The sequence below is a fragment of the Bradyrhizobium sp. HKCCYLRH2047 genome (genome assembly GCF_051168175.1).
Lineage (GTDB): Bacteria > Pseudomonadota > Alphaproteobacteria > Rhizobiales > Xanthobacteraceae > Bradyrhizobium.
Genome location: NZ_JBNPUM010000010.1, coordinates 49,499 through 74,878, shown reverse-complemented (window position 1 = coordinate 74,878; position 25,380 = coordinate 49,499). Strand labels below are relative to the sequence as shown.

Annotated in this window: 22 protein-coding genes; 20 read left to right on the top strand and 2 right to left on the bottom strand. The window is 66.8% G+C overall.

Features of this window, described 5'->3' with window-relative positions:
- Window positions 1–6: 6 nt before the first annotated feature.
- Together ACQR1D_RS23530 and ACQR1D_RS23525 are read right to left on the bottom strand one after the other, a co-directional pair.
- Complete coding sequence (locus tag ACQR1D_RS23530) at window positions 7–1,488, bottom strand: mannitol dehydrogenase family protein (RefSeq protein ID WP_434839150.1); 1,482 nt, start codon at window positions 1,486–1,488, stop codon at window positions 7–9.
- 9 nt (window positions 1,489–1,497) lie between these two features.
- Window positions 1,498–2,508 (bottom strand): Zn-dependent oxidoreductase, encoded by a 1,011-nt coding sequence (locus tag ACQR1D_RS23525; protein ID WP_316218660.1) that lies wholly within the window; start codon window positions 2,506–2,508, stop codon window positions 1,498–1,500.
- Between the two features lie 170 nt (window positions 2,509–2,678).
- Here ACQR1D_RS23525 and ACQR1D_RS23520 point away from each other — a divergent pair, with 170 nt between their 5' ends.
- The 20 genes from ACQR1D_RS23520 (at window position 2,679) to mmsA (ending at window position 25,362) form a co-directional block, all read left to right on the top strand.
- Entirely contained in the window at window positions 2,679–3,695 is a 1,017-nt protein-coding gene (locus tag ACQR1D_RS23520; RefSeq protein WP_434894088.1) for a TRAP transporter substrate-binding protein, read from the top strand.
- A 254-nt stretch (window positions 3,696–3,949) separates the two neighbouring features.
- Window positions 3,950–5,812, top strand: a complete 1,863-nt coding sequence (locus tag ACQR1D_RS23515) for a TRAP transporter large permease (protein WP_434839148.1) — start codon at window positions 3,950–3,952, stop codon at window positions 5,810–5,812.
- Window positions 5,813–5,830: 18 nt separating this feature from the next.
- A complete protein-coding gene (locus ACQR1D_RS23510) occupies window positions 5,831–6,556 on the top strand; it encodes a GntR family transcriptional regulator (RefSeq protein ID WP_316218658.1) in 726 nt (241 codons plus the stop codon).
- 33 nt (window positions 6,557–6,589) lie between these two features.
- Window positions 6,590–7,786, top strand: a complete 1,197-nt coding sequence (uxuA, locus tag ACQR1D_RS23505) for a mannonate dehydratase (protein WP_434839147.1) — start codon at window positions 6,590–6,592, stop codon at window positions 7,784–7,786.
- An 86-nt stretch (window positions 7,787–7,872) separates the two neighbouring features.
- Entirely contained in the window at window positions 7,873–8,640 is a 768-nt protein-coding gene (locus ACQR1D_RS23500) for an SDR family oxidoreductase (protein WP_315804462.1), read from the top strand.
- A gap of 33 nt (window positions 8,641–8,673) precedes the next feature.
- Window positions 8,674–9,705: an L-idonate 5-dehydrogenase gene (locus ACQR1D_RS23495; RefSeq protein WP_434839146.1), complete on the top strand. Its 1,032-nt coding sequence runs from the start codon at window positions 8,674–8,676 to the stop codon at window positions 9,703–9,705.
- A gap of 47 nt (window positions 9,706–9,752) precedes the next feature.
- Complete coding sequence (locus ACQR1D_RS23490) at window positions 9,753–10,649, top strand: sugar kinase (RefSeq protein WP_409997971.1); 897 nt, start codon at window positions 9,753–9,755, stop codon at window positions 10,647–10,649.
- Window positions 10,646–11,290: a bifunctional 4-hydroxy-2-oxoglutarate aldolase/2-dehydro-3-deoxy-phosphogluconate aldolase gene (gene eda / locus ACQR1D_RS23485; protein ID WP_316177963.1), complete on the top strand. Its 645-nt coding sequence runs from the start codon at window positions 10,646–10,648 to the stop codon at window positions 11,288–11,290. The genes ACQR1D_RS23490 and eda overlap by 4 nt, the downstream gene beginning before the upstream one ends.
- Window positions 11,291–11,529: 239 nt before the next feature.
- Window positions 11,530–12,495 (top strand): galactofuranose ABC transporter, galactofuranose-binding protein YtfQ, encoded by a 966-nt coding sequence (gene ytfQ, locus ACQR1D_RS23480; RefSeq protein WP_315804466.1) that lies wholly within the window; start codon window positions 11,530–11,532, stop codon window positions 12,493–12,495.
- Between the two features lie 218 nt (window positions 12,496–12,713).
- Window positions 12,714–14,264 carry a sugar ABC transporter ATP-binding protein gene (locus ACQR1D_RS23475; RefSeq protein ID WP_434839145.1) on the top strand — a complete coding sequence of 517 codons (1,551 nt, stop codon included), beginning with the start codon at window positions 12,714–12,716 and terminating at the stop codon, window positions 14,262–14,264.
- Complete coding sequence (locus tag ACQR1D_RS23470; protein WP_434839144.1) at window positions 14,261–15,253, top strand: ABC transporter permease; 993 nt, start codon at window positions 14,261–14,263, stop codon at window positions 15,251–15,253. Before ACQR1D_RS23475 ends, ACQR1D_RS23470 begins: the two co-directional genes overlap by 4 nt.
- Window positions 15,250–16,245 (top strand): galactofuranose ABC transporter, permease protein YjfF, encoded by a 996-nt coding sequence (gene yjfF, locus ACQR1D_RS23465; protein WP_434839143.1) that lies wholly within the window; start codon window positions 15,250–15,252, stop codon window positions 16,243–16,245. The genes ACQR1D_RS23470 and yjfF overlap by 4 nt, the downstream gene beginning before the upstream one ends.
- On the top strand, window positions 16,242–16,985 hold the full coding sequence (locus ACQR1D_RS23460; RefSeq protein WP_316177969.1) for a FadR/GntR family transcriptional regulator: 744 nt from the start codon (window positions 16,242–16,244) through the stop codon (window positions 16,983–16,985). The genes yjfF and ACQR1D_RS23460 overlap by 4 nt, the downstream gene beginning before the upstream one ends.
- Window positions 16,982–18,718, top strand: coding sequence for an IlvD/Edd family dehydratase (locus ACQR1D_RS23455; protein WP_434839142.1), 1,737 nt, complete (start codon window positions 16,982–16,984; stop codon window positions 18,716–18,718). Before ACQR1D_RS23460 ends, ACQR1D_RS23455 begins: the two co-directional genes overlap by 4 nt.
- Before the next feature lie 10 nt (window positions 18,719–18,728).
- Window positions 18,729–19,658, top strand: a complete 930-nt coding sequence (locus tag ACQR1D_RS23450) for a dihydrodipicolinate synthase family protein (protein WP_434839141.1) — start codon at window positions 18,729–18,731, stop codon at window positions 19,656–19,658.
- A 2-nt stretch (window positions 19,659–19,660) separates the two neighbouring features.
- Entirely contained in the window at window positions 19,661–20,587 is a 927-nt protein-coding gene (locus ACQR1D_RS23445) for a Gfo/Idh/MocA family protein (protein WP_434839140.1), read from the top strand.
- 4 nt (window positions 20,588–20,591) lie between these two features.
- Entirely contained in the window at window positions 20,592–21,671 is a 1,080-nt protein-coding gene (locus ACQR1D_RS23440) for an aldose epimerase family protein (RefSeq protein ID WP_434839139.1), read from the top strand.
- Between the two features lie 2 nt (window positions 21,672–21,673).
- A complete protein-coding gene (locus ACQR1D_RS23435) occupies window positions 21,674–22,555 on the top strand; it encodes an SMP-30/gluconolactonase/LRE family protein (protein WP_434839262.1) in 882 nt (293 codons plus the stop codon).
- 109 nt (window positions 22,556–22,664) lie between these two features.
- On the top strand, window positions 22,665–23,735 hold the full coding sequence (gene chvE / locus ACQR1D_RS23430) for a multiple monosaccharide ABC transporter substrate-binding protein (protein WP_316177978.1): 1,071 nt from the start codon (window positions 22,665–22,667) through the stop codon (window positions 23,733–23,735).
- 76 nt (window positions 23,736–23,811) lie between these two features.
- Complete coding sequence (gene mmsA / locus ACQR1D_RS23425; protein WP_316218647.1) at window positions 23,812–25,362, top strand: multiple monosaccharide ABC transporter ATP-binding protein; 1,551 nt, start codon at window positions 23,812–23,814, stop codon at window positions 25,360–25,362.
- Window positions 25,363–25,380 lie beyond the last annotated feature (18 nt).

The following is a 25,380-nucleotide window of genomic DNA, read 5'->3' as shown; positions in this document are numbered from 1 at the left end:
CGATGTTCAGCGGGCGGCCCGTCGCGTCTCCGCCACCGTGGCACGGGTACCCTTCTGGAACAGATCGTCCAGGGCCGTTTCGATTGCGAACTCGAAGCGCGGGTCTCGTGGCAGCTCGCTGCCGAACACCGAGGTGAGCGACAGCAGCGCCGGCGTGAGCCGGCTGGCGACCGGGCCGGCCTCGTCGGCGAGCGCGCGCAACTGCGCTGCCAGCGGATCGCGCAGCGCGATCGGCTGGCCGCGCTCGTCCGTGCCGCTGACGTAGCGGATCCACCCGGCGACGGCGAGCGCAAGCCGGGTGATGGGAAGGCCGCGGGCGAGGCGGTCGCCGATGGTGCCGAGCAGACGCTGCGGCAGCTTCTGCGAACCATCCATCGCGATCTGCGCGGTCTTGTGCTTGAGCGCGGGATTGCGGAAGCGCTGCAGCAGCGCGGCGCGACAGGCTGCGACGTCGAAGCCTCCGAGCGCGGGCAGCGTCGGCGTCACCTCCTCGCGCATCATGTCCTCGACGAGGCCGGCCAGCTCGGGCTCGGCCATGGCCGCGGCGACGGTCTCGCAGCCCATGAGATAGCCTAGATAGGCGATTGTCGAGTGCGCGCCGTTGAGCAGCCGCAGCTTCATCAGCTCGAATGGGGCGACGTCGCGCACGAACTGTGCGCCGCTGACGTCCCAGGCGGGGCGCGCGCCGGCGAAATCATCCTCGATCACCCATTGGCTGAACGGCTCGGTGACGATGGGCCATGCATCATCGAGGCCGAGCGCGGCGCCGGCATCGGCGCGGTCGGCATCGGTGGTGGCGGGCACGATGCGATCGACCATCGTCGAGGGAAAGCGGATGTTGTCCGTGATCCACGCGGCGAGATCGCGATCGACCAGCCCGGCGAAGGCGATCACCAGACCGCGCAAGGTGTGGCCATTGGCCGGAAGGTTGTCGCAGGCGAGCACCGTGTAGGGCTGCAGGCCGCGCTGTCGCCGCAGTTGCAGGCCGCCGACGATGAAGGCGAGCGTGCTGCGAGGATGGCCGAGGTTGAGACTGTCGTGCAAGATGTCGGGATCGTCGACGCGCAACGCGCCGGTCGCCGGATCGTGGCTGTAGCCCTTCTCGGTGACGGTGGTCGAGAGGATGCGTATGGCGGGATCGGCGAGGCGTGCCAGAAGGGCCGCCGGATCCTCGGGCGCAACCGCAAGGCCGGTGAGTGCGCCAATGATGCGGCGCTGCCGGCCGGCGCCGTCGCTCGCCGTCACGCTGTAGAGCCCGCCTTGCGGTGCCAGCGCATCGCGGGTGTCCGGCGAGCGCAGGGAGACGCCGAGGATGCCCCAGCGCGGATCGTGCTTGAGCAGCGCATCGGTGTAGACCGCCTGATGCCCGCGATGGAACGCGCCGAGGCCGAGATGGACGATACCGGTTGTGATTGCTGCGCGGTCGTAATCCGGCTTGATGATGCCGGCGGGCAGGCGTGGAAGCGTTGCGGGGCTGAGACGATCCATGCCGGGACTTCAGAAGATCAGCTGCACTTTGCAGCATTCGGTCTGGTTGTGCTCGAAGGTGTCGAACGCGGTCGCGTAGGCGCCGAGCCCGAAGCGGTGGGTGATCAGCCGCTCCGGCTGCAGCGCGCCACTGGCGAACCAGTCGATGACCTTGGCGAACTTGCCGCTGTTGAGCCTGGAAGCGTGGATCGCGAGCTCCTTCGCGGTGACCTTCTGCTGCACGATCGTCGACGGCTCGGCCGAGAAGCCGAGCAGGCCGATGCGTGCGGCAGGCGAGGCGATCTCGATGGCCTCGGCGAGAATGGCGGGATGGCAGGCGGCATCGATAATCAAGGTCGGCGTCACATCGGCCGCGGCGAGGGCCTCGGGCAGGGCGGTCCTGGCGGTGTTGATGACGCGGTCGGCGCCGTTGTGCCGCGCCGCTTCGAGCCGGGCATCGATGCGGTCGGTGACGATCAGCTGCTTCACGCCGTAGACGTGCTTGAGCACCTGGATCACGGTCAGCCCGATCGGCCCGGCGCCGTAGACCAGCGCGACGTCTGAGGCGAACACGCGGGTGTGGTCGGTAATGTTGGCGGCGATCGAGAACGGCTCGACCAGCGGCGCCTTGTCGTCGTCGACGCTGTCCGGCAGCAGATGCGCGTTGGCCGCCGGCACGCAGGCATATTCGGAAAAGCCGCCGTCGCGGTGGACGCCGAGCACGGCGAGATGGGCGCAGACATTGGGGCGGCCGACCGAGCAGGGGTAGCAGTGGCCGCAGGCAACGACGGGATCGACCACCACGCGGGCGCCGAGCCGTGCGCTGACACCGTCGCCGAGCTTGTCGATGCTGCCGAAGAATTCATGGCCGATCACGCGCGGATAGCGCGCGAACGGGTTGCTGCCGTGGAGGATGTGGATGTCGGAGCCGCAGATGCCGGCGCGCTCGACCTTGATGCGGACCTCGCCCGTCGAAGGCTCGGGAACGGGGCGCGTTTCGATCGACAGGCGGCCGGGCCGCTCCACCACGAGGCTCTTCACGCGTTCCTCCATCCTTCTCGCCAATCTCGACCGCAGGCTGCCATCGTATAGCAACCCAAAAACTTGGATACAAGTTTCCTGTTGAAAGTCTATTTGGTATCCCTTATAGGCTTGAGATACAGGAATGACATACAAAGGCCCCGCAGCGGGCCGGCAGGGGAGGTTTGCCAGTGTCTTTGCCCACATCCATGTCTCGTCGCAGCTTCGTCGGCACCGCGCTCGCGGGAGCCTCGGCCTTGGCGTTCGCACCCGCCCGGGCGCAATCGGCGAAGTATCGCCTGCGTTACGGCACGGCGTTCCCCGCCACCCATCCCGGCGTCGTCCGCATCATCGAGGCGTCGGAGGTCATCAAGAAGCAGAGCAATGGTCTGGTCGACCTGCAGGTCTATCCGAACAGCCAGCTCGGCAGCGAGCCCGACATGTTCTCGCAGGTGCGCAGCGGCGCGCTCGACTTCATGTCGACGTCAGGCGTGAACCAGACGGTGGTGCCGATCGGCGGCATCAATGCGGTGGCCTTCGCGTTCGAGAGCTACGACCAGGTGTGGTCGGCGATGGACGGCGATCTCGGCAACCATGTGCGCGGCGAGTTCGCCAAGGTCGGCCTGCACGTGCTGCCGAAATGCCTCGACAACGGCTATCGCAACATCACGTCCGGTGCGAAGCCGATCGCCTCGCCCGACGACCTCAAGGGCTTCAAGATCCGCGTGCCCGGCAATCCGTTGTGGGTGACGCTGTTCAAGAAGCTCGGCGCGGCGCCGACGCCGATCAATTTCGGCGAGCTCTATGCGGCCCTGCAGACCCGCATCGTCGACGGCCAGGAGAATCCGCTGGCGCTGATCCAGAGCGCCAAGCTCTACGAGGTGCAGAAGTACATCGCGCTATCAGGCCATATCTGGGACGGCCACTACATCTTCGCCAATGCAGCGCGCTGGAATGTCATGCCTGCCGACGTCCGCGACGCCGTCACCGCGGCGCTGTCGGAGGCCGCCGTCAAGGAGCGCCAGGACATCCAGAGCTTCAACGACAAGGCGCAGGCGGAAATGCAGGCCGCTGGCGTGACCTTCAACAAGGTCGACACCAAGCCGTTCCGCGATGCGCTGCGCACCGCCGGCTTCTACACCGAATGGAAGACCAAGTTCGGTACCGAGGCGTGGGGGCTGCTGGAGAAATCCGTCGGTCAGCTGTGAGACTTGCGTGAGAGACCGCGTAGTCGACAGCGTGCCTGCCACCGTCCTTCGAGACGCCTGCCTCCGGCAGGCTCCTCAGGACGAGGGCTGATTTTGCGGTGAGATCCTGCCCCTCATGGTGAGGAGCGTCGGCCTTGCGACGCGTTCAGGCGATGCAATTGCATCGCCTTGAGAACCATGAGGCCAGAGTAGTTTCGACTTCAGCTGCGATCGGTGGAAAATACGGTCGGCCTGTGTGAGCCGGGGAGGATGCAATGGCCGTTGACATGACAGCGACGACCTCGGTGCCGTCGCATGGCGCGTTCGCGCGCTTCGATCATCTGCTTGGCCGCGCCGTCGAGGCGCTGGCTGCGGCGATCGTCATCGCCGAACTCGTTCTGCTCGGCGCGGCGACCGCCGCGCGCTACGTTTTCAATGCGCCGCTGATCTGGTCGGACGAGCTCGCCACCGTGCTGTTCATGTGGCTGGCGATGCTCGGCGCCGTCGTCGCATTGCGACGCGCCGAGCACATGCGGCTCACCGCCTTCGTCCGCAATCTGTCGCCGGCGTGGCGGGCGCGCACCGATGCGCTCGGCCTGATGCTGGTCTGCACCGTCCTGGTGGCGCTGGTGATGCCGTCCTGGCACCACCTCGAAAGCCACCTGATCAGCCAGATGCCCGTGCTCGAGATCAGCGAAGGCTATCGCGAGGCCGCGATGCTGGTCGGCGTGCTGCTGATGCTGCTGACCGCGGTCGACCGGCTGATCCAGCAGGCGAGCCTCATGCAGATCGTCGGCGCTCTGGCCCTCGTGCTCGCCGGTGCAGGGGCGCTCTATGCCGCCGCGCCTGTGCTGGAGGAGCTCGGCAACTACAATCTGTTCATCTTCTTCTTTGTGCTCGTCGCCAGCGCCATGGTGATCGGCACGCCGATCGCCTTCACCTTCCTGCTCGCCACCGTGGCCTATCTGCATTTCAGCACCACCGTGCCGGTCCTGATCGTTCCCGGCCGGGTCAGCGAGGGCATGTCGCACATGGTGCTGCTGGCGGTCCCGATGTTCGTGCTGCTCGGCGCGCTGATCGAGATCGCCGGACTCGCGCGGGCGATGATCCTGTTCCTGGTTTCGCTCATCGGCCATCTGCGCGGCGGCCTGCAATATGTGCTGCTCGGCGCGATGTACCTCGTCTCCGGCATCTCCGGTGCCAAGGCGGCCGACATGGCGGCGGTGGCGCCGGCGCTGTTTCCGGAGATGAAGCAGCGTGGCAGCTCGGAAGGCGACCTGGTATCGCTGCTCTCCGCCTCGGCCGTGATGTCGGAGACGATCCCGCCGTCGATCGTGCTGATCACGGTGGGCTCGGTGACCGGCGTGTCGATCGCCGCGCTGTTCACCGGCGGGCTGCTGCCGGCGGTGGTCGGCCTGATCGCGCTCTCCGTCGTGGTCTATATGCAGACCCGCAAGGAGGACATGAGCGGCGCGCAGCGCTTCGATGCCAGGACGCGATTGCGGCTGTTCGCGATCGCCATCCCCGGCCTGGGCCTGCCGATCGTGATCCGCTCGGCTGTGGTCGAGGGCGTCGCCACCGCGACCGAGGTCGCGGCGATCGGCGTCATCTACACGGTGCTGGTCGGCATCTTCGTCTATCGCCAGTTCGACTGGAAGCGGGTGTATCCCATCCTGGTCGATACGGCCTCGCTGTCCGGCGCGATTCTGCTGGTGGTGGGGGCTGCGACCGGCATGGCCTGGGCGCTGACGCAGTCCGGCTTCTCGCAGCAGCTCGTCGACCTCATGGTCGCCGTGCCGGGCGGCCGCTGGGGTTTTCTGCTGATCTCGGCGCTCGCCTTCGTCGTGCTCGGCAGCGTGCTCGAAGGCGTGCCGGCGGTGGTGCTGTTCGGGCCGCTGCTGTTCCCGATCGCGCGCATGATGGGCGTGCACGAGGTGCACTATGCCATCATCGCAGTGTTCGCGATGGGCCTCGGCCTGTTCACGCCGCCCTTCGGGGTCGGCTTCTATCTCGCCTGCGCCATCGGCCGCGCCTCGCCGGATGAGGTCATCCGCCACGTCTGGCCGCATCTCGCCGCACTCGTCGTTGCGCTGCTCTTAATCGTGTTCCTGCCGTGGATCTCGATCGGCTTCCTGTGAATCGGGTAGACTGCCGTCATGGATGACGATCTGACACCATTGACGCGCCTGGAGGGCAAGGCCGGCCGGCGGCTCGCCGACCAGGTCTATGAGCGGCTGCTCGAGGACATCGTGTCCGGCGCGCTGCCACCGGGCACGCCGATGGCCGAGCTCGACCTGTGCGAGCGGCTCGGCGTCAGCCGCACGCCGGTGCGCGAGGCGCTGATCAAGCTCGCCGATGTCGACCTCGTGCGCATCTATCCGCAGAGCGGCAGCGTGGTGGCGCCGGTGTCGCGCGAGGCGTTCGGCGAGGCGCAGTTCATCCGCGAGCATCTCGAATGCGCGCTGGTTGCCGAGGCCGTCCGCTACATCGATGCGACGGCGCTGCGCGAGCTGACCGAGCTGATCGACAAGCAGAAGGCGGCGGCGACGCCGGCGGAGTTCTACGCCCATGACGAGGCGTTTCATCAGACCATCGCCCGCACCAGCCGGCATCCGCATGTCTGGCAGGTGATCCGCCAGACCAAGATCCATTTCGACCGCGTCCGCCATCTCACCCTGATCGAGGACGCCGGCCATATTCCGCTCCTGATCGCGCAGCATCAGGAGATCCTGGACGGGCTGGCCGCCTGCAACGAGGCCCAGGCGGTCGCGGCGATGCGCCGGCATCTGCGCGAGGTGTTTCGCCGCGCCGACGGCATCTTTGCCCGGCAGGAGGAGATGGCGCAGGCCGAGTCGCGGACGCGGGCACGGCGGCGGCGCTGATCGCGCGCGTGATTCATTTTGGAAGGTGACGACATGGAACAGACGTGGCGCTGGTTCGGACCCGATGATCCCATCACTTTGCCGCAGGTTCGCCAGACCGGCGCGACCGGCATCGTGACGGCGCTGCATCACATCCCCTACGGCGTGGTGTGGAGCACCGATGAGATCATCAAGCGCATCGGCGTGATTGAAGGCGATTCATCGCTGCGGCTGCGCTGGAGCGTGGTCGAGAGCCTGCCGGTCTCCGAGGCCATCAAGCTGGGCGAGGGCGATCTGACGTCCTTGTTCGACAACTACCGCCAGTCGCTGCGCAACCTCGCCGCCTGCGGCGTCACCACCGTCTGCTACAATTTCATGGCGGTGCTGGACTGGACCCGCACCGAGCTCGCCTTCCGTCTGCCGGGCGGCGCCACGGCGCTGCGCTTCGATATGGATCGTCTGGCTGCGTTCGACTGCTACATCCTGCAGCGGCCCGGCGCCGAGGCGGAGTTCTCCGCCGACGTGCTCGACCGCGCCAAGGCTTGGGTGGCGCAGGCGTCCGAATCCGACAAGGACCGGCTGCTCGCGACCATCATGGCCGGGCTGCCCGGCGCCTATGACCGCTATGACGTGCCCGGTCTGCGCCGCATGCTGGAGAAATATCGCGGCATCGGCCATGCCGAGCTGCGCGCCAACTACGCGCGCTTCCTGCGCGAGGTGGTGCCTACGGCCGAGGAATGCGGCGTCAGCCTCTGTGTCCATCCCGATGATCCGCCGCGTGACCTGTTCGGTCTGCCGCGCGTGGTGTCCTCAGCCGAGGATCTGCAGTTCATCGTCGATGCCGCCCCGTCGAAGGCCAACGGCCTCACCTTCTGCACCGGCGCGCTCGGCGCCGGCGGCCACAACAACGTCCCGGCGCTCGCCGAGCGGTTCGCGCCGCACATCCGCTTCGTGCACCTGCGCAACGTCACCAAGATGCTCGACGGCTCGTTCATGGAGGCGGAGCATCTGCGCGGCGACGTCGACATGGTCGCGGTCGTGACGACCTTGCTGAAGGAGCAGGCCCGGCGCAAGGCGGAAGGCGAGCCGGACTGGCGGATCCCGTTCCGGCCCGACCACGGCCATGAGCTCGCCGACGACATCGGCCGCGGCACCCATCCGGGCTATCCGCTGGTCGGCCGCCTCAAGGGCCTCGCCGAGATCCGCGGGGTCATGACCGCGGTGGCGGCCATTAACCGCTTGCCGGTCTGATCCCGCCGGTGCCGGACAACCCGCTTGTCAGCGCGCGTCCCGTGGCCGAGGATGCCGGCCCGCATTTGCCCATTCGAGTTGAACAAATGTCGACCTCGCTCTTCGATCTCTCCGGCAAGACCGCACTGGTGACCGGCTCCTCGCGCGGCCTCGGCCGCGCCATCGCGGAGGGTTTTGCCAAGGCGGGGGCGCGGCTCGTCATTAACGGAACCGACCCCGCGCGTACCCTGGCTGCCGTGGAAGAATTCCGCGCCGCGGGCCATCAGGCCGAGGCCTGTCCGTTCGACGTGACCGATGAGGACGCCGTCGTCGGCGCCTTCACGCGCTTCGACGCCGAGGGGATCGCGATCGACATCCTCGTCAACAATGCCGGCATCCAGCACCGCAAGCCGCTGGTCGAGTTCACCACGGATGAGTGGCGCCGCGTCATCGAGACCAACCTCACCAGCGCCTTCGTGATCGGGCGCGAGGCGGCCAAACGCATGATCCCGCGCAAGAGCGGCAAGATCATCAATATCGGCTCGCTCGGCAGCGAGCTGGCACGGCCGACCATCGGGCCCTACACCACGGCGAAGGGCGGCATCCGCAACCTGACCCGCGCGATGGCGGTCGAATGGGCGGCGCACGGCATCCAGGCCAATGCAATCGGACCGGGCTACATGCTCACCGACATGAACCAGGCGCTGATGAGCAACCCCGACTTCAATAACTGGCTGATGTCGCGCGTCCCGTCGAAGCGCTGGGGCCGGCCGGACGAGCTGGTCGGCACTGCGATCTTCCTGGCCTCGGAGGCGTCGACCTATGTCAACGGCCAGACCATCTATGTCGATGGCGGCATGCTGGCGGCGATGTAGGATCGCGGAAGACAATAGACAGGGAGGCCGGCCATGCGTGCGGTCGTCATTCACGCGCCGAAAGATCTGCGCATCGACAGCTTTCCCGATCCGGCGCCGGGACCCGGCGAGGTGCGGGTCAAGATCGAGGCCGGCGGGATCTGCGGCTCGGACCTGCATTACTATCATCACGGCGGCTTCGGCACCGTGCGCATCAGGCAGCCGATGGCGCTGGGGCACGAGATCGCAGGCGTCGTCGCCGCGGTCGGCGCGAGCGTGACCGGCCTCGCCGAGGGCACGCGCGTCGCCGTCAATCCGAGCCTGCCCTGCGGCCGCTGCAGCTATTGCCGCGAGGGGCTGCGCAACCAATGCCTCGACATGCGCTTCATGGGCAGCGCGATGCGTGATCCCCACGTGCAGGGCGGCTTCCGCGAGTTCGTCACTGTCGATGCCTCGCAGGCAGTGCCGATCGCGCCGTCGCTGTCGCTCGGTGAGGCCGCGATGGCCGAGCCGCTGTCGGTCTGCCTGCATGCGGCGCATCAGGCCGGCTCGCTGCTCGGCAAGCGCGTGCTGGTGACCGGCTGCGGCCCGATCGGCGCGCTGTCGATCCTGGTGGCGCGCTACGGCGGTGCGGCCGAGATCGTGGTCACCGACATTGCCGATGCGCCGCTGGCGGTGGCGCGCAAGCTTGGCGCCAGCCATGCGTTCAATGTCGGGGCGGAGCCGTCGGCGCTCGATCCGTGGCGGAGCGGGAAGGGCACGTTCGACGTGCTGTTCGAGGCCTCCGGCAACCAGGCCGCCTTGCGGGCCGCGCTCGACGTCATGAGGCCCGGCGGCGTCATCGTCCAGCTCGGGCTCGGCGGCGAGATGACCTTGCCGCTCAACACGCTGGTCACGAAGGAGCTGCAATTGCGCGGCACGTTCCGGTTCGACCGCGAATTCGAGCTGGCGCTGCGGCTGATGGGCGAGGGGCTGCTGGACGTCAAGCCGCTGATCTCGGCTGCGCTGCCATTCGAGCAGGCGGTCGCCGCCTTCGAGCTCGCCAGCGATCGCAGCCGGTCGATGAAGGTTCATTTGACGTTTTGATGGATGGATTGACGCCGATGAAAGTCGCCTGCATCGGAGAGTGCATGGTGGAGTTTGCGCAGGAGGACGGCTCGCTGTTCCGGCGCGGCTTCGGCGGCGACACGCTCAACACCGCGCTCTATCTGGCGCGGCTCGGCGTGCCCACCTCCTACGTGACGGCGCTCGGCGATGATCCCCTGAGTGCCATGATGCTTGCGGCCTGGCAGGCCGAGGGCATCGACACCTCGGAGGTGCTGCAGGTCGAGGGCCGCGTGCCCGGCCTGTACATGATCGAGCGCGATGCCAAGGGCGAGCGCAGCTTCCTGTATTGGCGCGACCGCGCGCCGGCGCGCGAGCTGTTCGATCGCGCCGATCGCGATATGCTCGACAGGCTCTCGCGCTTCGACTGGATCTATCTCTCCGGCATCAGCCTCTCGCTCTATGGCGAGACCGGCAAGGCCAAGCTGCGCGAGCTCTTGACGGTCGCACGCAAGCGCGGCGCGCGCGTGGTGTTCGACGGCAACTACCGGCCGCGCGGCTGGGCCAGCCGCGAGGTCGCCCAGCGCGCGTTCCGTGCGATCCTGCCGCTGGTCGACGTTGCGCTGCCGACCTTGGAGGACGAGCAGATGCTGTTCGGCGATGCCGACGCCTCCGTCAGCCTGCGCCGCTTCAAGGACGCCGGGGTCAACGAGGTCGTGGTCAAGCGCGGTGCGCGCGGCTGCCTGATCCATGCCGATGGCGTGCTGGTCGACATCGCGCCACCTGCGGTGCTCAAGCCGATCGACACCACGGCGGCCGGCGATTCCTTCAATGCGGGGTATCTCGCCGCGCGCATCAAGGGCGCGCCGCCCCGCAAGGCGGCTTTGGCCGGCCACCGGCTCGCCGGTGCCGTGATCATGGCGCCGGGGGCGGTGATCCCGGCCACCGCGATGCCGCGGGACATTCTGACGATGAGCGAGGCGTGATGAACAATTTGGACAAGCGCGCGAAGCTCGATGCGGTCTTCGCGCTGGCGCCGGTGATCCCGGTGATCACGATCGAGGACGCGGCGCATGCCGTGCCGCTTGCGCGTGCGCTCGTCGCCGGCGGCCTCCGCGTCATCGAAATCACTTTGCGGACGCAGGCGGGGCTCGATGCCGCGCGCGCGATCATCGATGAGGTGCCGGACGCCGTCGTCGGTATCGGCACGGTGCTGACGCCGGCGGACTACGAGCGCGCCGCCAGGCTCGGCGCCGCCTTCGCGATCAGTCCGGGCCTCTCGCTCGGCCTGCTCGACGCCGCGAATGCCGGCGAGATGCCGTTCGCGCCGGGCATTCAGACCGCCTCTGATCTCATCGCCTGCGTGACGCGGGGCTATGAGCTGGTGAAGTTCTTTCCCGCGGTGCCGGCCGGCGGGCTCGCCGCACTGGATGCACTGGCGGGGCCGTTCCCCAACGTCCGCTTCTGCCCGACCGGCGGCATCAATGCCGGCAACGCTGCGCAATGGCTGGCGCACAAGAAGGTCGTTGCCATCGGCGGCTCCTGGGTGGCACCCGCAGCCGATATCAAGGCCGGTGCCTGGGCCGCGATCGAGCAGCGCGCCCGCGAGGCGACGAAGCTGCGCTGATCTGGCCTATCCACAACTTCGAATTTTGTTTGTGCCCAACGCTCATCTTCGGCAGCGTGAGGCTGCGCTCGCGCCCGTCATCCTCAAAAAGTATTACAGTCAAATAATATGACTAGTCATCCCCTAGGTTCCGTGAAATAACGGACGTCACCGGCCGTCGAGGCGGGTGAATAGGTGCGTCAACACCGCTGTCGCGGCGGCGCATCAAAAAACAGTACCTTTGTGGGAGAGAACGTCTGATGACCCTGAAAGCCCTCTTTGCGGCCTCGGCCACGGCCGCCTTGTTGCTTGCCACGTCCGCTGGCGCCGCGGAGCTGACCGTCGGCTTCTCGCAGATCGGATCGGAGTCCGGCTGGCGCGCCGCCGAGACCTCGGTCTCGAAATCGGAAGCCACCAAGCGCAAGATCAACCTGAAGATCGCCGACGCCCAGCAGAAGCAGGAAAACCAGATCAAGGCGATCCGCTCCTTCATCGCCCAGGGCGTGGACGCGATCTTCCTCGCGCCGGTCGTGGCTTCGGGTTGGGACGCCGTGCTGAAGGAAGCCAAGGAAGCCAAGATCCCGGTCGTACTGCTCGACCGCGACATCGATCCCTCCGGCAAGGACCTCTATCTGACCGCCGTCACCTCGGACAGCGTGCATGAGGGCGAGGTCGCCGGCGAGTGGCTCGCCAAGACGGTCGGCGGCAAGGCCTGCAACGTCGTCGAGCTGCAGGGCACGGTCGGCGCCAGCGTCGCCACCAACCGCAAGAAGGGCTTTGACGCCGTCGTCGCCAAGAACGCCAACCTGAAGGTCGTGCGCAGCCAGACCGGCGACTTCACCCGTGCCAAGGGCAAGGAGGTGATGGAGAGCTTCATCAAGGCCGAGAACGGCGGCAAGTCGATCTGCGCGGTCTATGCCCACAACGACGACATGATGGTCGGCGCGATCCAGGCGATGAAGGAAGCCGGCCTCAAGCCGGGCAAGGACATCCTGACCGTCTCGATCGACGCGGTGCCGGACATCTTCAAGGCGATCGCCGCGGGCGAGGCCAATGCGACCGTCGAGCTGACGCCGAACATGGCGGGGCCGGCGTTCGACGCGATCGTGGCCTTCAAGGAGAAGGGCACCGTTCCGCCGAAGTGGATCCAGACGGAATCCAAGCTCTACACCGCGACTGACGATCCGCAGAAGGTCTACGACAGCAAGAAGGGCTTGGGCTACTGAGCTGAAGCCTATGTTGTTGCCGTCGTCCTGGCGAACGCCAGGACCCATAGCCACCGATCTTTGTGAGGTCTGCGGTATTGGCCCAGTGCCTCAATCGACTATTCCGCGGTATGGGTCCCGGCGTTCGCCGGGACGACGAAATCAGGTGCTGGCGTCCGCTCATTCGGCGGGCGTCAGCTTCCTGGCTGATGTCCAATCGTCGCGCCAAGTAGTTCGTCATGTCTGATCCTTCAGCTCCGCCGGCAACGCGTCCAGCCCTGCTGGAGATCCGCGGCCTGACCAAGAGCTTCGGGGCGCTGAAGGCGCTTGATGACGTCGACTTCACTCTGGGTGAGGGCGAGATCCATGCGCTGCTCGGCGAGAACGGCGCCGGCAAGTCGACCCTGATCAAGGTGGTCACCGGCGTGTTTGCGCGTGACGCCGGCACCGTGCGGCTCGCCGATCGCGAGATTGTGCCACGCTCGGCCAAGGACGCGGTCGATGCCGGCATCGCCACGGTCTATCAGGAAGTGAATCTGCTGCCGAACCTCTCGGTGGCACAAAATCTCTACCTTGGCCGGCAGCCGACGCGGTTCGGCGTCGTACGCGAGGCCGAGATGCGCCGGCGCGCGCACGCGCTGCTGCTTGATTATGGGCTGGACATCGACGTCGGCGCGCCGCTTTCGAGCTACTCGGTCGCGGTCCAGCACATCACCGCGATCGCGCGCGCCGTCGATCTGTCGGCGCGCGTCCTCATTCTCGACGAGCCCACGGCCAGCCTCGACCGCCACGAGGTCGAGATCCTGTTCAAGGTGATGCGAAAGCTCGCGGCTGATGGCATCGGCATCGTGTTCGTCAGCCACTTCCTCGATCAGGTCTACGAGATCTGCGATCGCGTCACGGTGCTGCGCAACGGCCGGCTGATCGGCACGCGCGAGATCGCCGATCTGCCGCGGCTCGACCTTATCAGAATGATGCTGGGGCGCGAGCTCGCCGAGACCACGCACGAGCGCGCGGCGAGCCAGCCCGACACGGCGCGGGAGGTCTGCGTCAGCTTCAAGGGCTACGGCAAGCGCGGCTATCTCGCGCCGTTCGATCTCGAGCTGCGCCGTGGCGAGGTCGTCGGGCTCGCGGGCCTGCTCGGCTCCGGCCGCACCGAGACGGCGCGGCTGGTGTTCGGCGCCGAGCGCGCCGACAGCGGCGAGGTCACGATCGACGGCAAGGCCATCAGGCTGAATTCGCCGCGCGATGGTGCCGGGCTCGGCTTCGGCTATTGCCCCGAGGAGCGCAAGACCGAGGGCATCGTCGCCGACCTCACCGTGCGCGAGAACATTGTGCTGGCGCTGCAGGCGCGGCGCGGGCTGCATCGGCCGCTGTCGCGGCGCGAGCAGGACGAGATCGCGCTGCGTTACATCCGCATGCTCGACATCCGGCCGCCGGATCCGGAACGTCCCATTGGGCTGCTGTCGGGCGGCAACCAGCAGAAGGCGCTACTGGCGCGCTGGCTCGCGACGTCGCCGAAGCTCCTCGTCCTCGACGAGCCGACGCGCGGCATCGACGTCGGCGCCCATGCCGAGATCATCCGTCTGGTGCGTGAGCTGTGCGAGCAGGGGCTGGCGCTGCTCGTGATCTCCTCGGAGCTCGACGAGATCGTGACCTATTCCAACCGCGTCGTCGTGCTGCGCGACCGCGCCCATGTCGAGGAGCTGAAGGGCGAGGCGGTCGAAGTCTCCAGCATCCTCGCGGCGATCGCCGCGGATGGCGAGCCCGTGCATGAGGCCGCATCATGACGCTCCGCATTCCGCGCCGCGGTCTTGCGCAGGCATTCGCGCTGATCGTGATCCTGATCATCGATCGCGCAGTCTCGCCGCAGTTCTTCAATCTCCATCTGCAGGACGGCCGGCTGTTCGGCAGCGTCATCGACGTGCTCAACCGCGGCACGCCGGTGGCGCTGCTGTCGCTCGGCATGGTGCTCGTCATCGCGACGGGAGGGATCGACCTTTCGGTCGGCGCCGTGATGGCGATCGCGGGCGCCACCGCGGCGAGCCTCGCCGACACGCATTCGCTGCCGGTGGTCATCGGCTCCGCGCTCGCTGTCGGTTTGGTGTGCGGGCTGTGGAACGGCATTCTCGTCGCTGTCCTGCGCATCCAGCCGATCGTCGCCACGTTGATCCTGATGGTGGCGGGGCGCGGCATCGCGCAGCTCATCACCGAAGGGCGCATCGTCACCTTCACCTCGCCGGATCTGGTGTGGATGGGCAACGGCGCCGTGTTGGGCCTGCCGACCCCGGTCGTGATCGCGATCGGCATGCTGCTGTTGACGGGGGCGGTCGTGCGCGGCACCGCGCTCGGGCTGTTGATCGAGGCGACCGGCGGCAACGCCCGCGCCAGCGAGCTCTCCGGCGTCGGCACCCGCGCCATGATCCTGTCGGTCTATGTCTGGTGCGGCCTGTGCGCGGCGCTCGCTGGCGTCATCGCCGCAGCCGACATCATGGGGGCGGACGCCAACAATGCCGGGCTGTGGCTCGAGCTCGATGCGATCCTCGCCGTCGTGATCGGCGGCACCTCGCTGTTCGGCGGCCGCTTCAGCCTGGTGCTGGCGGTGGCCGGCGCGCTGATCATCCAGGCCGTGAACACCGGCATCCTGTTGTCGGGCTATCCGCCGGAGCTCAATCTGCTGGTCAAGGCCGTTGTCGTGCTTGCCGTGCTGCTGGCGCAATCGCCGCGGCTCGGCGATCTCTCGCGCTTCACCGCGCGCTGGCGGAGGATCAAGCCATGAGAGCATCGACCTCGGTTGCGATCACGGCGTTTGTGCTGGTCGCCGGCTTCGCATTGTGTGCGCTGCAATTCCCGAACATCGCCTCGACCCGCGTCGTCGCCAATCTGCTCACCGACAATGCCTTCCTCGGCATCGTCGCCGCGGGCATGACCTTCGTCATCATCTCCGGCGGCATCGATCTCTCGGTCGGCTCGGTGATCGGCTTCACCACGGTATTCGTGGCGCTCGCGGTCGAGCGCTGGGGCATCCCGCCCTTCGCCGCCTTCGCAATGTTGCTGGTGCTGTGCGCGCTGTTCGGTGCCGCGATGGGCGCGGTGATCCACGTGTTCGAGCTGCCGCCCTTCATCGTGACCCTCGCCGGCATGTTCCTGGCGCGCGGCGTCAGCTTCCTGCTGTCGACCGAATCGATTCCGATCACCGCCCCGATCTACAGTGCCGTCTCCGACTTCGCGATCCGCCTGCCAGGCGGCGGACGGCTCACCGCGATCGCGATTGCGATGCTGGTGATCCTGGTGCTCTGCGCGTTGCTGCTGCATTTGACCCGGTTCGGCGTCAACGTCTACGCGCTCGGTGGCAGCCGTGTGGCGACAGCCCTGATGGGCATTCCGGTCGGGCCGATGACCATCCGCATTTATATGCTGTCGAGCATGCTTGCGGGCCTCGCCGGCATCGTCTTCTCGTTCTACACCGCGGCCGGCTATTCGCTTTCGGCCGTCGGTGTCGAACTCGATACCATCGCTGCCGTGGTGATCGGCGGAACCTTGTTGACCGGCGGACAGGGCTCGGTCATCGGCACCTTCCTTGGCGTCCTGATACAGGGCATGATCCAGACCTACATCAATTTCGACGGCACGTTGTCGAGCTGGTGGACCAAGATCGCCACGGGGGTTCTGTTGTTCGTTTTCATTGCGCTGCAGCAAGGTCTGATGGCGCTCGCGCGCCGCTCATCCGTCAAGCCCGCCGCGGCCAAGCCGGTGGGGGCGCCGACATGACGACGTCGCACATCGTCTCGATTCCGACCCGGCGCGCGCATTCCAACCATGCCGAGGTCGCCCGCAGCATCGGCATCGACATCATCTCGGGCCGTCTGGCCGAGGGCGCGCGGTTGCCGGGTGACGCCGAGCTGACCGCGACTTTCGGCGTTTCACGGCCGGTGCTGCGCGAGAGCGTGAAGACCCTCGTTGCAAAAGGTCTGCTGTCGACCAAGGCCCGCGTCGGCACCGTGGTGCGCGGACGCTCGGACTGGAACATGTTCGATCCCGACGTGCTCGCCTGGCACCTCGACGCGGGGATCGACAAGCGCTTTCTTGCCGACCTCGCCGAGATCCGGTTGGCGATCGAGCCGCGCGCCGCGGCGCTCGCGGCAGAGCGCCGCAGCGACGACGATCTCGCCGCGATGAACCAGGCGATGGCGCAGATGGAGCGCGAGCCGTCGACCTCGATCGCCTTTGCCGAAGCCGACCTCGCTCTGCACATCGCGATCGCCAATGCCTCGGGCAATCCCTTCATGCGCTCGATCGGCGCGGTCATCGAGGCGGCATTGCGCGCGTCGTTCGTCCTGAGCGCGCCGATCGAAACCGCCGACCGGGACACCGTGCTGGTCTGGCACCAGCGCATCATCGATGCGATCGCAGATGGCAATCCCGAGGGCGCCTCGGAGGCCATGATCGAAGTCATCTACAACGGCCGGCGGCGTCATGCGCAATCGGCTGCACGAACGGACCAGGAATGAGCAACGACAAGTCAGACAAGCAGCTGCGGAGCCAGGCGTGGTTCGGCCGCCAGGACAAGATGGGCTTCTATTATCGCTCGTTCCTGAAGAACAGCGGCACGCCGCAGGATCGCTTCGAGGGCCGTCCGGTCATCGGCATCTGCAACACCTGGTCGGAGCTGACGCCCTGCAATGCGCATTTCCGCGTCATCGCCGAGCATGTCCGCCAGGGCGTGCTCGATGCCGGCGGCTATCCGCTGGAGTTTCCGGTCTCCTCGCTCGGCGAGGTGACGATGCGTCCCACTGCGATGCTGTTCCGCAATCTCGCCTCGATGGATGTGGAGGAGGCGATCCGTGCGCATCCGCTCGACGGTGTCGTGCTCTTGATGGGCTGCGACAAGACCACGCCGGCGCTCTTGATGGGCGCGGCCTCCGCCGACCTGCCTGCGATCGGCGTCTCCGGCGGTCCGCAATTGCGCGGCGTCTATCGCGGCCAGATCATCGGCTCCGGCACCAACATCATCTCGATGAGCGAGCAACTGCGTGCCGGCGAGATCACCTTGAAGGAATTCCACGAGGCCGAGGCCGGCATGAACCGCTCCGCCGGCAGCTGCATGACCATGGGCACGGCCTCGACGATGGCCTCGATGGTCGAGGCACTCGGCATCGGCCTGCCCGAGAATGCCGCGATTCCGGCGGCCGACGCGCGCCGCAACCTGCTCGCGCGCATGGCGGGACGGCGCATCGTCGAGATGGTCGGCGAAGACCTCAAGCCATCGGACATTCTGACCCGTCAGGCGTTCGAGAATGCGATCCGCACGCTCGCGGCGATCGGCGGCTCGACCAACGCTGTGGTGCATCTGCTTGCGATCGCCGGACGTGTCGGCGTTGAGCTCACGCTCGACGATTTCGACCGTCTGTGTCGCGACGTGCACTGCCTGGTCGACCTGATGCCGTCGGGCCGCTTCCTGATGGAGGACTTCTACTACGCAGGCGGCCTGCCGGCGGTGCTGCGCGCACTCGGCGAGCGCGGCCTGCTGCACAAGGACGCCCGCACCGTCAACGGCAGGACGCTGTGGGACAATGTCGCCGAGGCGCCGAACTACAATGCCGAGGTCATCACGCCGTTCGAGACCCCGTTCAAGACCGAAGCCGGCATCGCGATCCTCACCGGCAACCTCGCGCCCAACGGCGCCGTCATCAAGCCGTCGGCGGCCTCGCCGGAGCTGATGAACCACACCGGACGCGCGGTCGTGTTCGAGAGCGTCGAGGAGATGCATGACGCCGTCGACGACGACAATCTCGACATCGATGCGTCCTGCATCATGGTGCTGAAGAACTGCGGCCCGAAGGGCTATCCGGGCATGGCCGAGGTCGGCAACATGCCGCTGCCGGCGAAAGTGCTGCGCCAGGGCGTGCGCGACATGATCCGCATCTCCGACGCGCGCATGTCCGGCACGGCCTATGGCACGGTGGTGCTGCATGTCGCGCCGGAGGCCACCGTCGGCGGACCGCTGGCGCTGGTCAAGAATGGCGACATGATCACGCTGGACGTCGCTGGCCGCCGGCTGCATCTGCATGTCAGCGACGAGGAGCTCGCCGCGCGCCGCGCCGCCTGGACGCCGCCGAAGCCGCATGCGGCCCGCGGCTATCAGAAGCTCTACATCGATCACGTGCTGCAGGCCGATCGCGGCGTCGATTTCGACTTCCTGGTCGGCCGCACCGGCTCGCCCGTGCCGCGCGACAATCACTAAAGAGGTGCCCATGACCGCTTCCGCCAAAAAGCTCTACAAGGGCGTCTTCCCGGTGGCGCCGACCGTGTTCGACGCCGACGGCCGTCTCGACCTCGAGGGCCAGAAGCGCGCGATCGACTTCATGATCGATGCCGGCTCGCACGGCATCTGCATCCTCGCCAACTTCTCCGAGCAGTTCGTGCTGACCGACGACGAGCGCGATCTGGTCATGACGACCGTGCTGGAGCATGTCGCCGGCCGCGTGCCGATCATCGTCACGACGACGCATTTCTCGACCTTTGTCTGCGCCGAGCGCTCGCGCCGGGCGCAGGAGAAGGGCGCTGCCATGGTCATGGTGATGCCGCCCTACCACGGCGCGACCTTCCGCGTGCCGGATAGCTCGATCTACGAGTTCTATCGCGGCGTCTCCGACGCGATCTCGATCCCGATCATGGTGCAGGATGCGCCGGTCGCCGGCACGCCGCTGTCGGTGCCGTTCTTGGCGCGCATGGCCAAGGAGATCGAGAACCTCGCTTATTTCAAGATCGAGGTGCCGCGCGCCGCCGACAAGCTGCGGGCGCTGATCGAGGCCGGCGGCGTGGCGATTGAAGGCCCGTGGGACGGCGAGGAGGCGATCACCCTGATGGCCGACCTCGATGCCGGCGCCACCGGCGCGATGACCGGCGGCGGCTATCCCGACGGCATCCGCAAGATCATCGATCCGTATTTCGCGGGCGACCGCGAGGCCGCGGCCGCCGCCTATGAGCGCTGGTTGCCGCTGATCAACTACGAGAACCGGCAGTGCGGCCTTGCGACCTGCAAGATCCTGATGAAGGCGGGCGGCGTGATCAAGCACGACACGCTGCGCGCGCCGCAGCCGCCGATCCATCCGGCGACACAGAAGGGTCTGGTCGAGATCGCGCGCCGGCTCGACCCGGTGGTGCTGCGCTGGGGACGCTAGAGATGAGCGAGCTTCGTGTCGCCATCGTCGGCTTCGGCAAGATCGCCAGGGATCAGCACGTGCCGGCCATCGCCGCCACCGCGGGCGTGACCTTGACGGCCGTCGCAAGCCGTAACGCCTCGCTGCCCGGCCTGCCGCATTTCGGCACCATCGAGGAACTGCTGCGCGATGGTCCCGAGATCGACGCGGTTGCGTTGTGCACGCCGCCGCAGGTGCGCCGTGCGCAGGCGCTGGCGGCGCTCGAGGCCGGCAAGCATGTGATGCTGGAAAAGCCGCCCGGTGCTGCCGTCAGCGAGCTCGATCCGCTGATTGCACTCGCCGCCGCAAAGGGGCGCACGCTGTTCGCGACCTGGCATTCGCGCTACGCCCCGGCCGTCGAGCCGGCGCGGCAATGGCTGTCACAGCGTCGGATCCGCAGCGTGCGGATCGACTGGAAGGAGGACGTGCGTGTCTGGCATCCCGGCCAGGCCTGGATCTGGGAGCCGGGCGGTCTCGGCGTGTTCGATCCCGGCATCAACGCACTGTCGATCCTGACCCGCATCCTGCCCGAGCCGGTGTTCCTGACCGAGGCCGAGCTGTCGTTTCCGTCCAACCGCCAGGCGCCGATCGCGGCCAACCTGTCGTTGTCGACAGCCAGCGAGCTGCCGATCGCGGCCGAGTTCGACTTCCGCCAGACCGGGCCGCAGAGCTGGGACATCCGGATCGAGACCGACGCCGGGCAACTCAAGCTGTCGCTCGGCGGCGCGCGGATGACCGCGGATGACCAAGTGATGATCGACGAGAAGGAGCGCGAATATCCCGGCCTCTATCGCCGCTTCGTCGAGCTGACGAAGACCGGCGCTGGTGACGTCGATCTCGCGCCGCTGCGGCTGGTGGCCGACGCGTTCCTGCTCGGCCGCCGCCACTTCGTCGAGCCGTTCGAGGACTAGAGCGATGGCAGAGGCTGATATCACCAGGGATGTGTTTGGCAGCCTGCCGGACGGCCGCGAGGTCGAGCGCGTCACCTTGCGTGGCGCCGACGGCTTCGAGGCGCGGATCATCACTTACGGCGCGGCGCTGCAGGCGCTGCTGGTACCGGATGCGCAAGGCCGCGTTGATGATGTGGTGCTCGGACATGACGACCTGCTGAGCTACTTGCTGCTCCGGAAATTTTTCGGCGCGACGGTCGGGCGCTACGCCAACCGCATCGCCCGGGCACGTTTCGTGCTCGATGGTCAGGACATCCGTTTGGAAGCGAATAATGGCGCGCATGCCTTGCATGGCGGCCCGGACGGCTTCGACCGCAAGCTCTGGCAGATTGTCGCCACCGAGGACGGTGCCCAGCCGTCGGTCACGATGCTCTATGTCAGCCCCGACGGCGAGGCCAACTATCCGGGGCGGCTCGACGTCCGTGTCACCTATCAGTTGACCGGGCCGATGGAGCTGGCTGTCAGCTTCAGCGCCCGGACCACCCGGACGACGGTGGTCAACCTGACCAATCACAGCTTCTTCAATCTCGACGGCCTGGCCGCCGGCACCGATATTCTCGATCACCGTCTGACGCTCGCTGCGGACCACTACCTGGCGATCGACGAAACGGCGATCCCGCTGGAGGGGCCGCCGCACACCGTTGTTGGTACGCCGTTCGATTTCCGCGACGCGCATGCGATCGGCGCGCGCATTCGTGCCGACGATGCGCAGATCAGATGCGGCCGCGGCTATGACCACAATTTCTGTCTGCGCGCCGGCGACGGCGTGCGCTTCGCGGCACGGATCGAGTCGCGGCGGTCGGGACGGATCATGGAGTTGCTCACCGATCAGCCGGGCCTGCAGGTCTATTCCGGCAACTATATTGACGCGACCGTGAGCGGCAAGGGCCGCGTCTATCGCCAATCCGACGCGCTCTGCCTCGAGCCGCAGGTCTGGCCGGACAGTCCGAACCGTCCGGATTTTCCCAGCGCGCGTCTCGTGCCCAACGAGGTCTACAAGCACGAGACGGTGTATCGCTTCTCGATCGCCGGAGCGTCCCCATGATCATGGAGCAGGTGCCGACCAGCGTGCTCTGCGCCGAGCATTGCCATCTCGGCGAGGGGCCGACCTATGATCCGGCGACGGACACCGCCTGGTGGTTCGACATTCGTGAGGGCCTGCTGTTCGAGGCCAACATCGGCAGCGGCGACGTCCGACGCCACGAGCTCGGCAGGATGGCGAGCGCGCTCGGTCGCATCGATGCCTCGAGGCAACTGATCGTCGCCGAGGACGGGCTCTATATCCGCACCATCGCCGATGGCGCGCTGTCGCTGTTCCTGCCGCTCGAAGCCGACGATCCGGCGACGCGGTCGAACGACTCGCGGGTTCATCCCTCCGGGACGTTCTGGATCGGCACCATGGGCCGCAACGCCGAGTGCGGCCTGGGCTCGATCTATGCGCTGCATCGCGGCGAGATCATCCGCCTGTTCCCCAACGTCACCATTCCCAACGCGATCTGCTTCTCGCCGGATGGCGCGATCGGTTATTTCGCCGACACCGACGAGAACGTGCTCTACCGCGTTGCGCTCGATCGGGAGACCGGCCTCCCGCGCGGCGAACCGGAGGTGCTGCTGCGCCATGCCGGCGTCGGCGGGCTCGACGGCGCCGTCGTCGATGCCGAGGGGAGGATCTGGAATGCGCGCTGGGGCGGCGGTTGTGTCGATGTCTACAGCCCGCAGGGCGAGCATCTGCGCTGCATCGCGGTTCCGGCCAGCCAGGCGAGCTGCCCGGCCTTCGTCGGTCCCGGTCTGGCGCGCCTGCTGGTCACGTCGGCCTGGCAGGACATGGACGCGGCGGCCAAGGCGGCCGACCCCGGCCACGGCCAGACTTTCCTGCTTGAGGTCGGCGCCCGCGGTCGCGCCGAGCCTGACGTGAAGCTTTCGATCTGAGAGGAGGAACAATCGAGTCGAGCGTCGTTCAGCCTAACAGCTATCTGGTATCAAGATACGCAATCGCGTATTCCTAGTTCAAATCTGAAAATCTTAGAGGGAGTGAAGCATGCTGAATTTCAAGACCATCATGGCCGCCGCGCTGGCCGGCCTCGGCGCCGTGGCGCTGTCCAGCGCCGCAATGGCGCAGGGCAAGGCAACCGTCGGCATCGCGATGCCGACCAAGTCCTCGGCGCGCTGGATCGACGACGGCAACAACATCGTGAAGGTGCTGAAGGAGCGCGGCTACAACACCGACCTGCAATATGCCGAGGACGACATCCCGAACCAGCTCTCGCAGGTCGAGAACATGGTCACCAAGGGCGCCAAGGTGCTGGTCATCGCCGCGATCGACGGCACCACGCTGTCCGACGCGCTGAAGCAGGCCAAGGAGAAGGGCGTCACCGTCATCGCCTATGACCGCCTGATCCGCGACACGCCGAATGTCGACTACTACGCGACCTTCGACAATTTCCAGGTCGGCGTGCTGCAGGCGCAGTCGATCGTCGACAAGCTCGGCCTGAAGGACGGCAAGGGCCCGTTCAACATCGAGCTGTTCGGCGGCTCGCCGGACGACAACAACGCCTACTTCTTCTACAACGGCTCGATGTCGGTGCTGCAGCCGTACATCGATTCGGGCAAGCTCAAGGTTGCGTCCGGCCAGATGGGCATGGACAAGGTCGCGACCCTGCGCTGGGACGGCGCCACCGCCCAGGCCCGCATGGACAACCTGCTCAGTGCCTATTACGGCAACAAGCGTGTCGACGCGGTGCTGTCGCCCTATGACGGCCTCTCGATCGGCATCATCTCGTCGCTGAAGGGCGTCGGCTATGGCAGCGGCAACCAGCCGATGCCGATCATCTCAGGCCAGGACGCCGAGGTGCCGTCGGTCAAGGCGATCCTGCGCGGCGACCAGTACTCGACGATCTTCAAGGACACCCGCGACCTCGCCAAGGTGACCGCCGATATGGTCGATGCCGTGCTCAACGGCAAGCAGGTGCAGGTCAACGACACCAAGACCTACAACAACGGCGTCAAGGTCGTTCCCGCTTATCTGCTCAAGCCGGTCGTGGTCGACAAGAGCAATTGGGAGAAGGTCCTGATCGAGGGCGGCTACTACAAGAAGTCGCAGGTCGAGTGATCACCGGTGGCCGGCGAGCGCGGTCATGCGCTCGCCGGCCACCTCCAAGACGGCTCAAGTTGCGGGATACAGAGCGATGACGGCAATCCTCGAAATGCGCGGCGTCAGCAAGAGCTTCGTGGGCGTGCAGGCGCTCCGCGACGTCAGCTTCACGGTCGAGGCGGGCGAGATCCACGCTTTGGTCGGCGAGAACGGCGCCGGCAAGTCGACCCTGATGAAGGTGCTGAGCGGCGTCTATCCGTATGGCCGTTACGAGGGCCAGATCATCTTCGAGGGCGAGGAGCGGCGCTTCCGCGACATCAACGATTCCGAGGCGCTCGGCATCATCATCATCCACCAGGAGCTCGCGCTGATCCCGCTGATGTCGATCGCCGAGAACATCTTCCTGTCGCATGCGCCGCAGCGCTTCGGCGTCATCGACCGCGACGAGGTCTACCGGCGCACCCAGCAATTGCTGGCCCAGGTCGGCCTGAAGGAATCGCCGGATACACTGATCACTGATCTCGGTGTCGGCAAGCAGCAGCTCGTGGAGATCGCCAAGGCGCTGTCCAAGCGCGTCAAGCTGCTGATCCTGGACGAGCCGACGGCGAGCCTGAACGAGGCCGACAGCCAGGCGCTGCTCGACCGCCTCGTCGCCTTCCGCGAGCAGGGCATCTCCTCGATCCTGATCACGCACAAGCTCAACGAGGTCGCCCGCGTCGCCGACCGCATCACGGTGCTGCGCGACGGGCGCAGCGTCGACAGCATCGACTGCCGCGCCGAGCCGGTCCTGGAGGACCGCATCATCAAGAGCATGGTCAATCGCGACATGGCGCACCGCTTCCCGGAGCGGCAACCCAAGATCGGCGAGCCCGTGTTCACGGTCGAGAACTGGTCGGTCTACCACCCGCAGCATACCGATCGGCAGGTGATCAAGAACGTCGACTTCCAGGTCCGCCGCGGCGAGATCGTCGGCATCGCCGGCCTGATGGGGGCGGGGCGCACCGAATTCGCCATGAGCCTGTTCGGCCGCTCCTGGGGCATCAACATCACCGGCCGCGCCCGGCTCGAAGGCCACGACGTCCATCTCACCAGCGTCCCGGCGGCGATCGATGCCGGCCTCGCCTATGTCACCGAAGACCGCAAGCAGCTCGGCCTGATCCTGGCCGACGACGTCCGCAAGAACATCACCCTGGCGTCTCTCTCCCAGGTCGCGCCGAAGGGCGTGATCGACGACATCGCCGAGCTCAAGGCGGCGTCCGGTTACCGCGGCCGGATGCGGATCCGCTGCTCGGACGTCTACCAGGAGGCCGGCCAGCTCTCCGGCGGCAACCAGCAGAAGGTCGTGCTGTCGAAATGGCTGATGACAGATCCCAAGGTCTTGATCCTGGACGAGCCGACGCGCGGCATCGACGTTGGCGCAAAGTACGAGATTTACTGTATCATCCAGGAGCTCGCTGATGCCGGCCGAGGTGTGGTGGTGATCTCCTCGGAGATGCCGGAGCTGCTCGGGATCTGCGACCGCATCTGCGTGATGAATGACGGCGCCTTCGTCGGCGAGTTCGCCGGGCCGGAGGCGACGCAGGAAAAGATCATGCGCGCCATCATGCGCAACGAAACCATCAAGAACCAGGAGACGGCCGCGTAAGCGGCCGGGAGGACGCCA

Excerpts from the sequence above, each read along its gene's own strand:
- ACQR1D_RS23530 (WP_434839150.1), bottom strand. The coding sequence starts at position 1,488 with ATGGATCGTCTCAGCCCCGCAACGCTTCCACGCCTGCCCGCCGGCATC.
- ACQR1D_RS23515 (WP_434839148.1), top strand. The coding sequence starts at position 3,950 with ATGGCCGTTGACATGACAGCGACGACCTCGGTGCCGTCGCATGGCGCG.
- ACQR1D_RS23510 (WP_316218658.1), top strand. The coding sequence starts at position 5,831 with ATGGATGACGATCTGACACCATTGACGCGCCTGGAGGGCAAGGCCGGC.
- uxuA (WP_434839147.1), top strand. The coding sequence starts at position 6,590 with ATGGAACAGACGTGGCGCTGGTTCGGACCCGATGATCCCATCACTTTG.
- ACQR1D_RS23500 (WP_315804462.1), top strand. The coding sequence starts at position 7,873 with ATGTCGACCTCGCTCTTCGATCTCTCCGGCAAGACCGCACTGGTGACC.
- ACQR1D_RS23495 (WP_434839146.1), top strand. The coding sequence starts at position 8,674 with ATGCGTGCGGTCGTCATTCACGCGCCGAAAGATCTGCGCATCGACAGC.
- ytfQ (WP_315804466.1), top strand. The coding sequence starts at position 11,530 with ATGACCCTGAAAGCCCTCTTTGCGGCCTCGGCCACGGCCGCCTTGTTG.
- ACQR1D_RS23475 (WP_434839145.1), top strand. The coding sequence starts at position 12,714 with ATGTCTGATCCTTCAGCTCCGCCGGCAACGCGTCCAGCCCTGCTGGAG.
- ACQR1D_RS23470 (WP_434839144.1), top strand. The coding sequence starts at position 14,261 with ATGACGCTCCGCATTCCGCGCCGCGGTCTTGCGCAGGCATTCGCGCTG.
- yjfF (WP_434839143.1), top strand. The coding sequence starts at position 15,250 with ATGAGAGCATCGACCTCGGTTGCGATCACGGCGTTTGTGCTGGTCGCC.
- ACQR1D_RS23460 (WP_316177969.1), top strand. The coding sequence starts at position 16,242 with ATGACGACGTCGCACATCGTCTCGATTCCGACCCGGCGCGCGCATTCC.
- ACQR1D_RS23455 (WP_434839142.1), top strand. The coding sequence starts at position 16,982 with ATGAGCAACGACAAGTCAGACAAGCAGCTGCGGAGCCAGGCGTGGTTC.
- ACQR1D_RS23450 (WP_434839141.1), top strand. The coding sequence starts at position 18,729 with ATGACCGCTTCCGCCAAAAAGCTCTACAAGGGCGTCTTCCCGGTGGCG.
- ACQR1D_RS23445 (WP_434839140.1), top strand. The coding sequence starts at position 19,661 with ATGAGCGAGCTTCGTGTCGCCATCGTCGGCTTCGGCAAGATCGCCAGG.
- ACQR1D_RS23440 (WP_434839139.1), top strand. The coding sequence starts at position 20,592 with ATGGCAGAGGCTGATATCACCAGGGATGTGTTTGGCAGCCTGCCGGAC.
- ACQR1D_RS23435 (WP_434839262.1), top strand. The coding sequence starts at position 21,674 with ATGGAGCAGGTGCCGACCAGCGTGCTCTGCGCCGAGCATTGCCATCTC.
- chvE (WP_316177978.1), top strand. The coding sequence starts at position 22,665 with ATGCTGAATTTCAAGACCATCATGGCCGCCGCGCTGGCCGGCCTCGGC.
- mmsA (WP_316218647.1), top strand. The coding sequence starts at position 23,812 with ATGACGGCAATCCTCGAAATGCGCGGCGTCAGCAAGAGCTTCGTGGGC.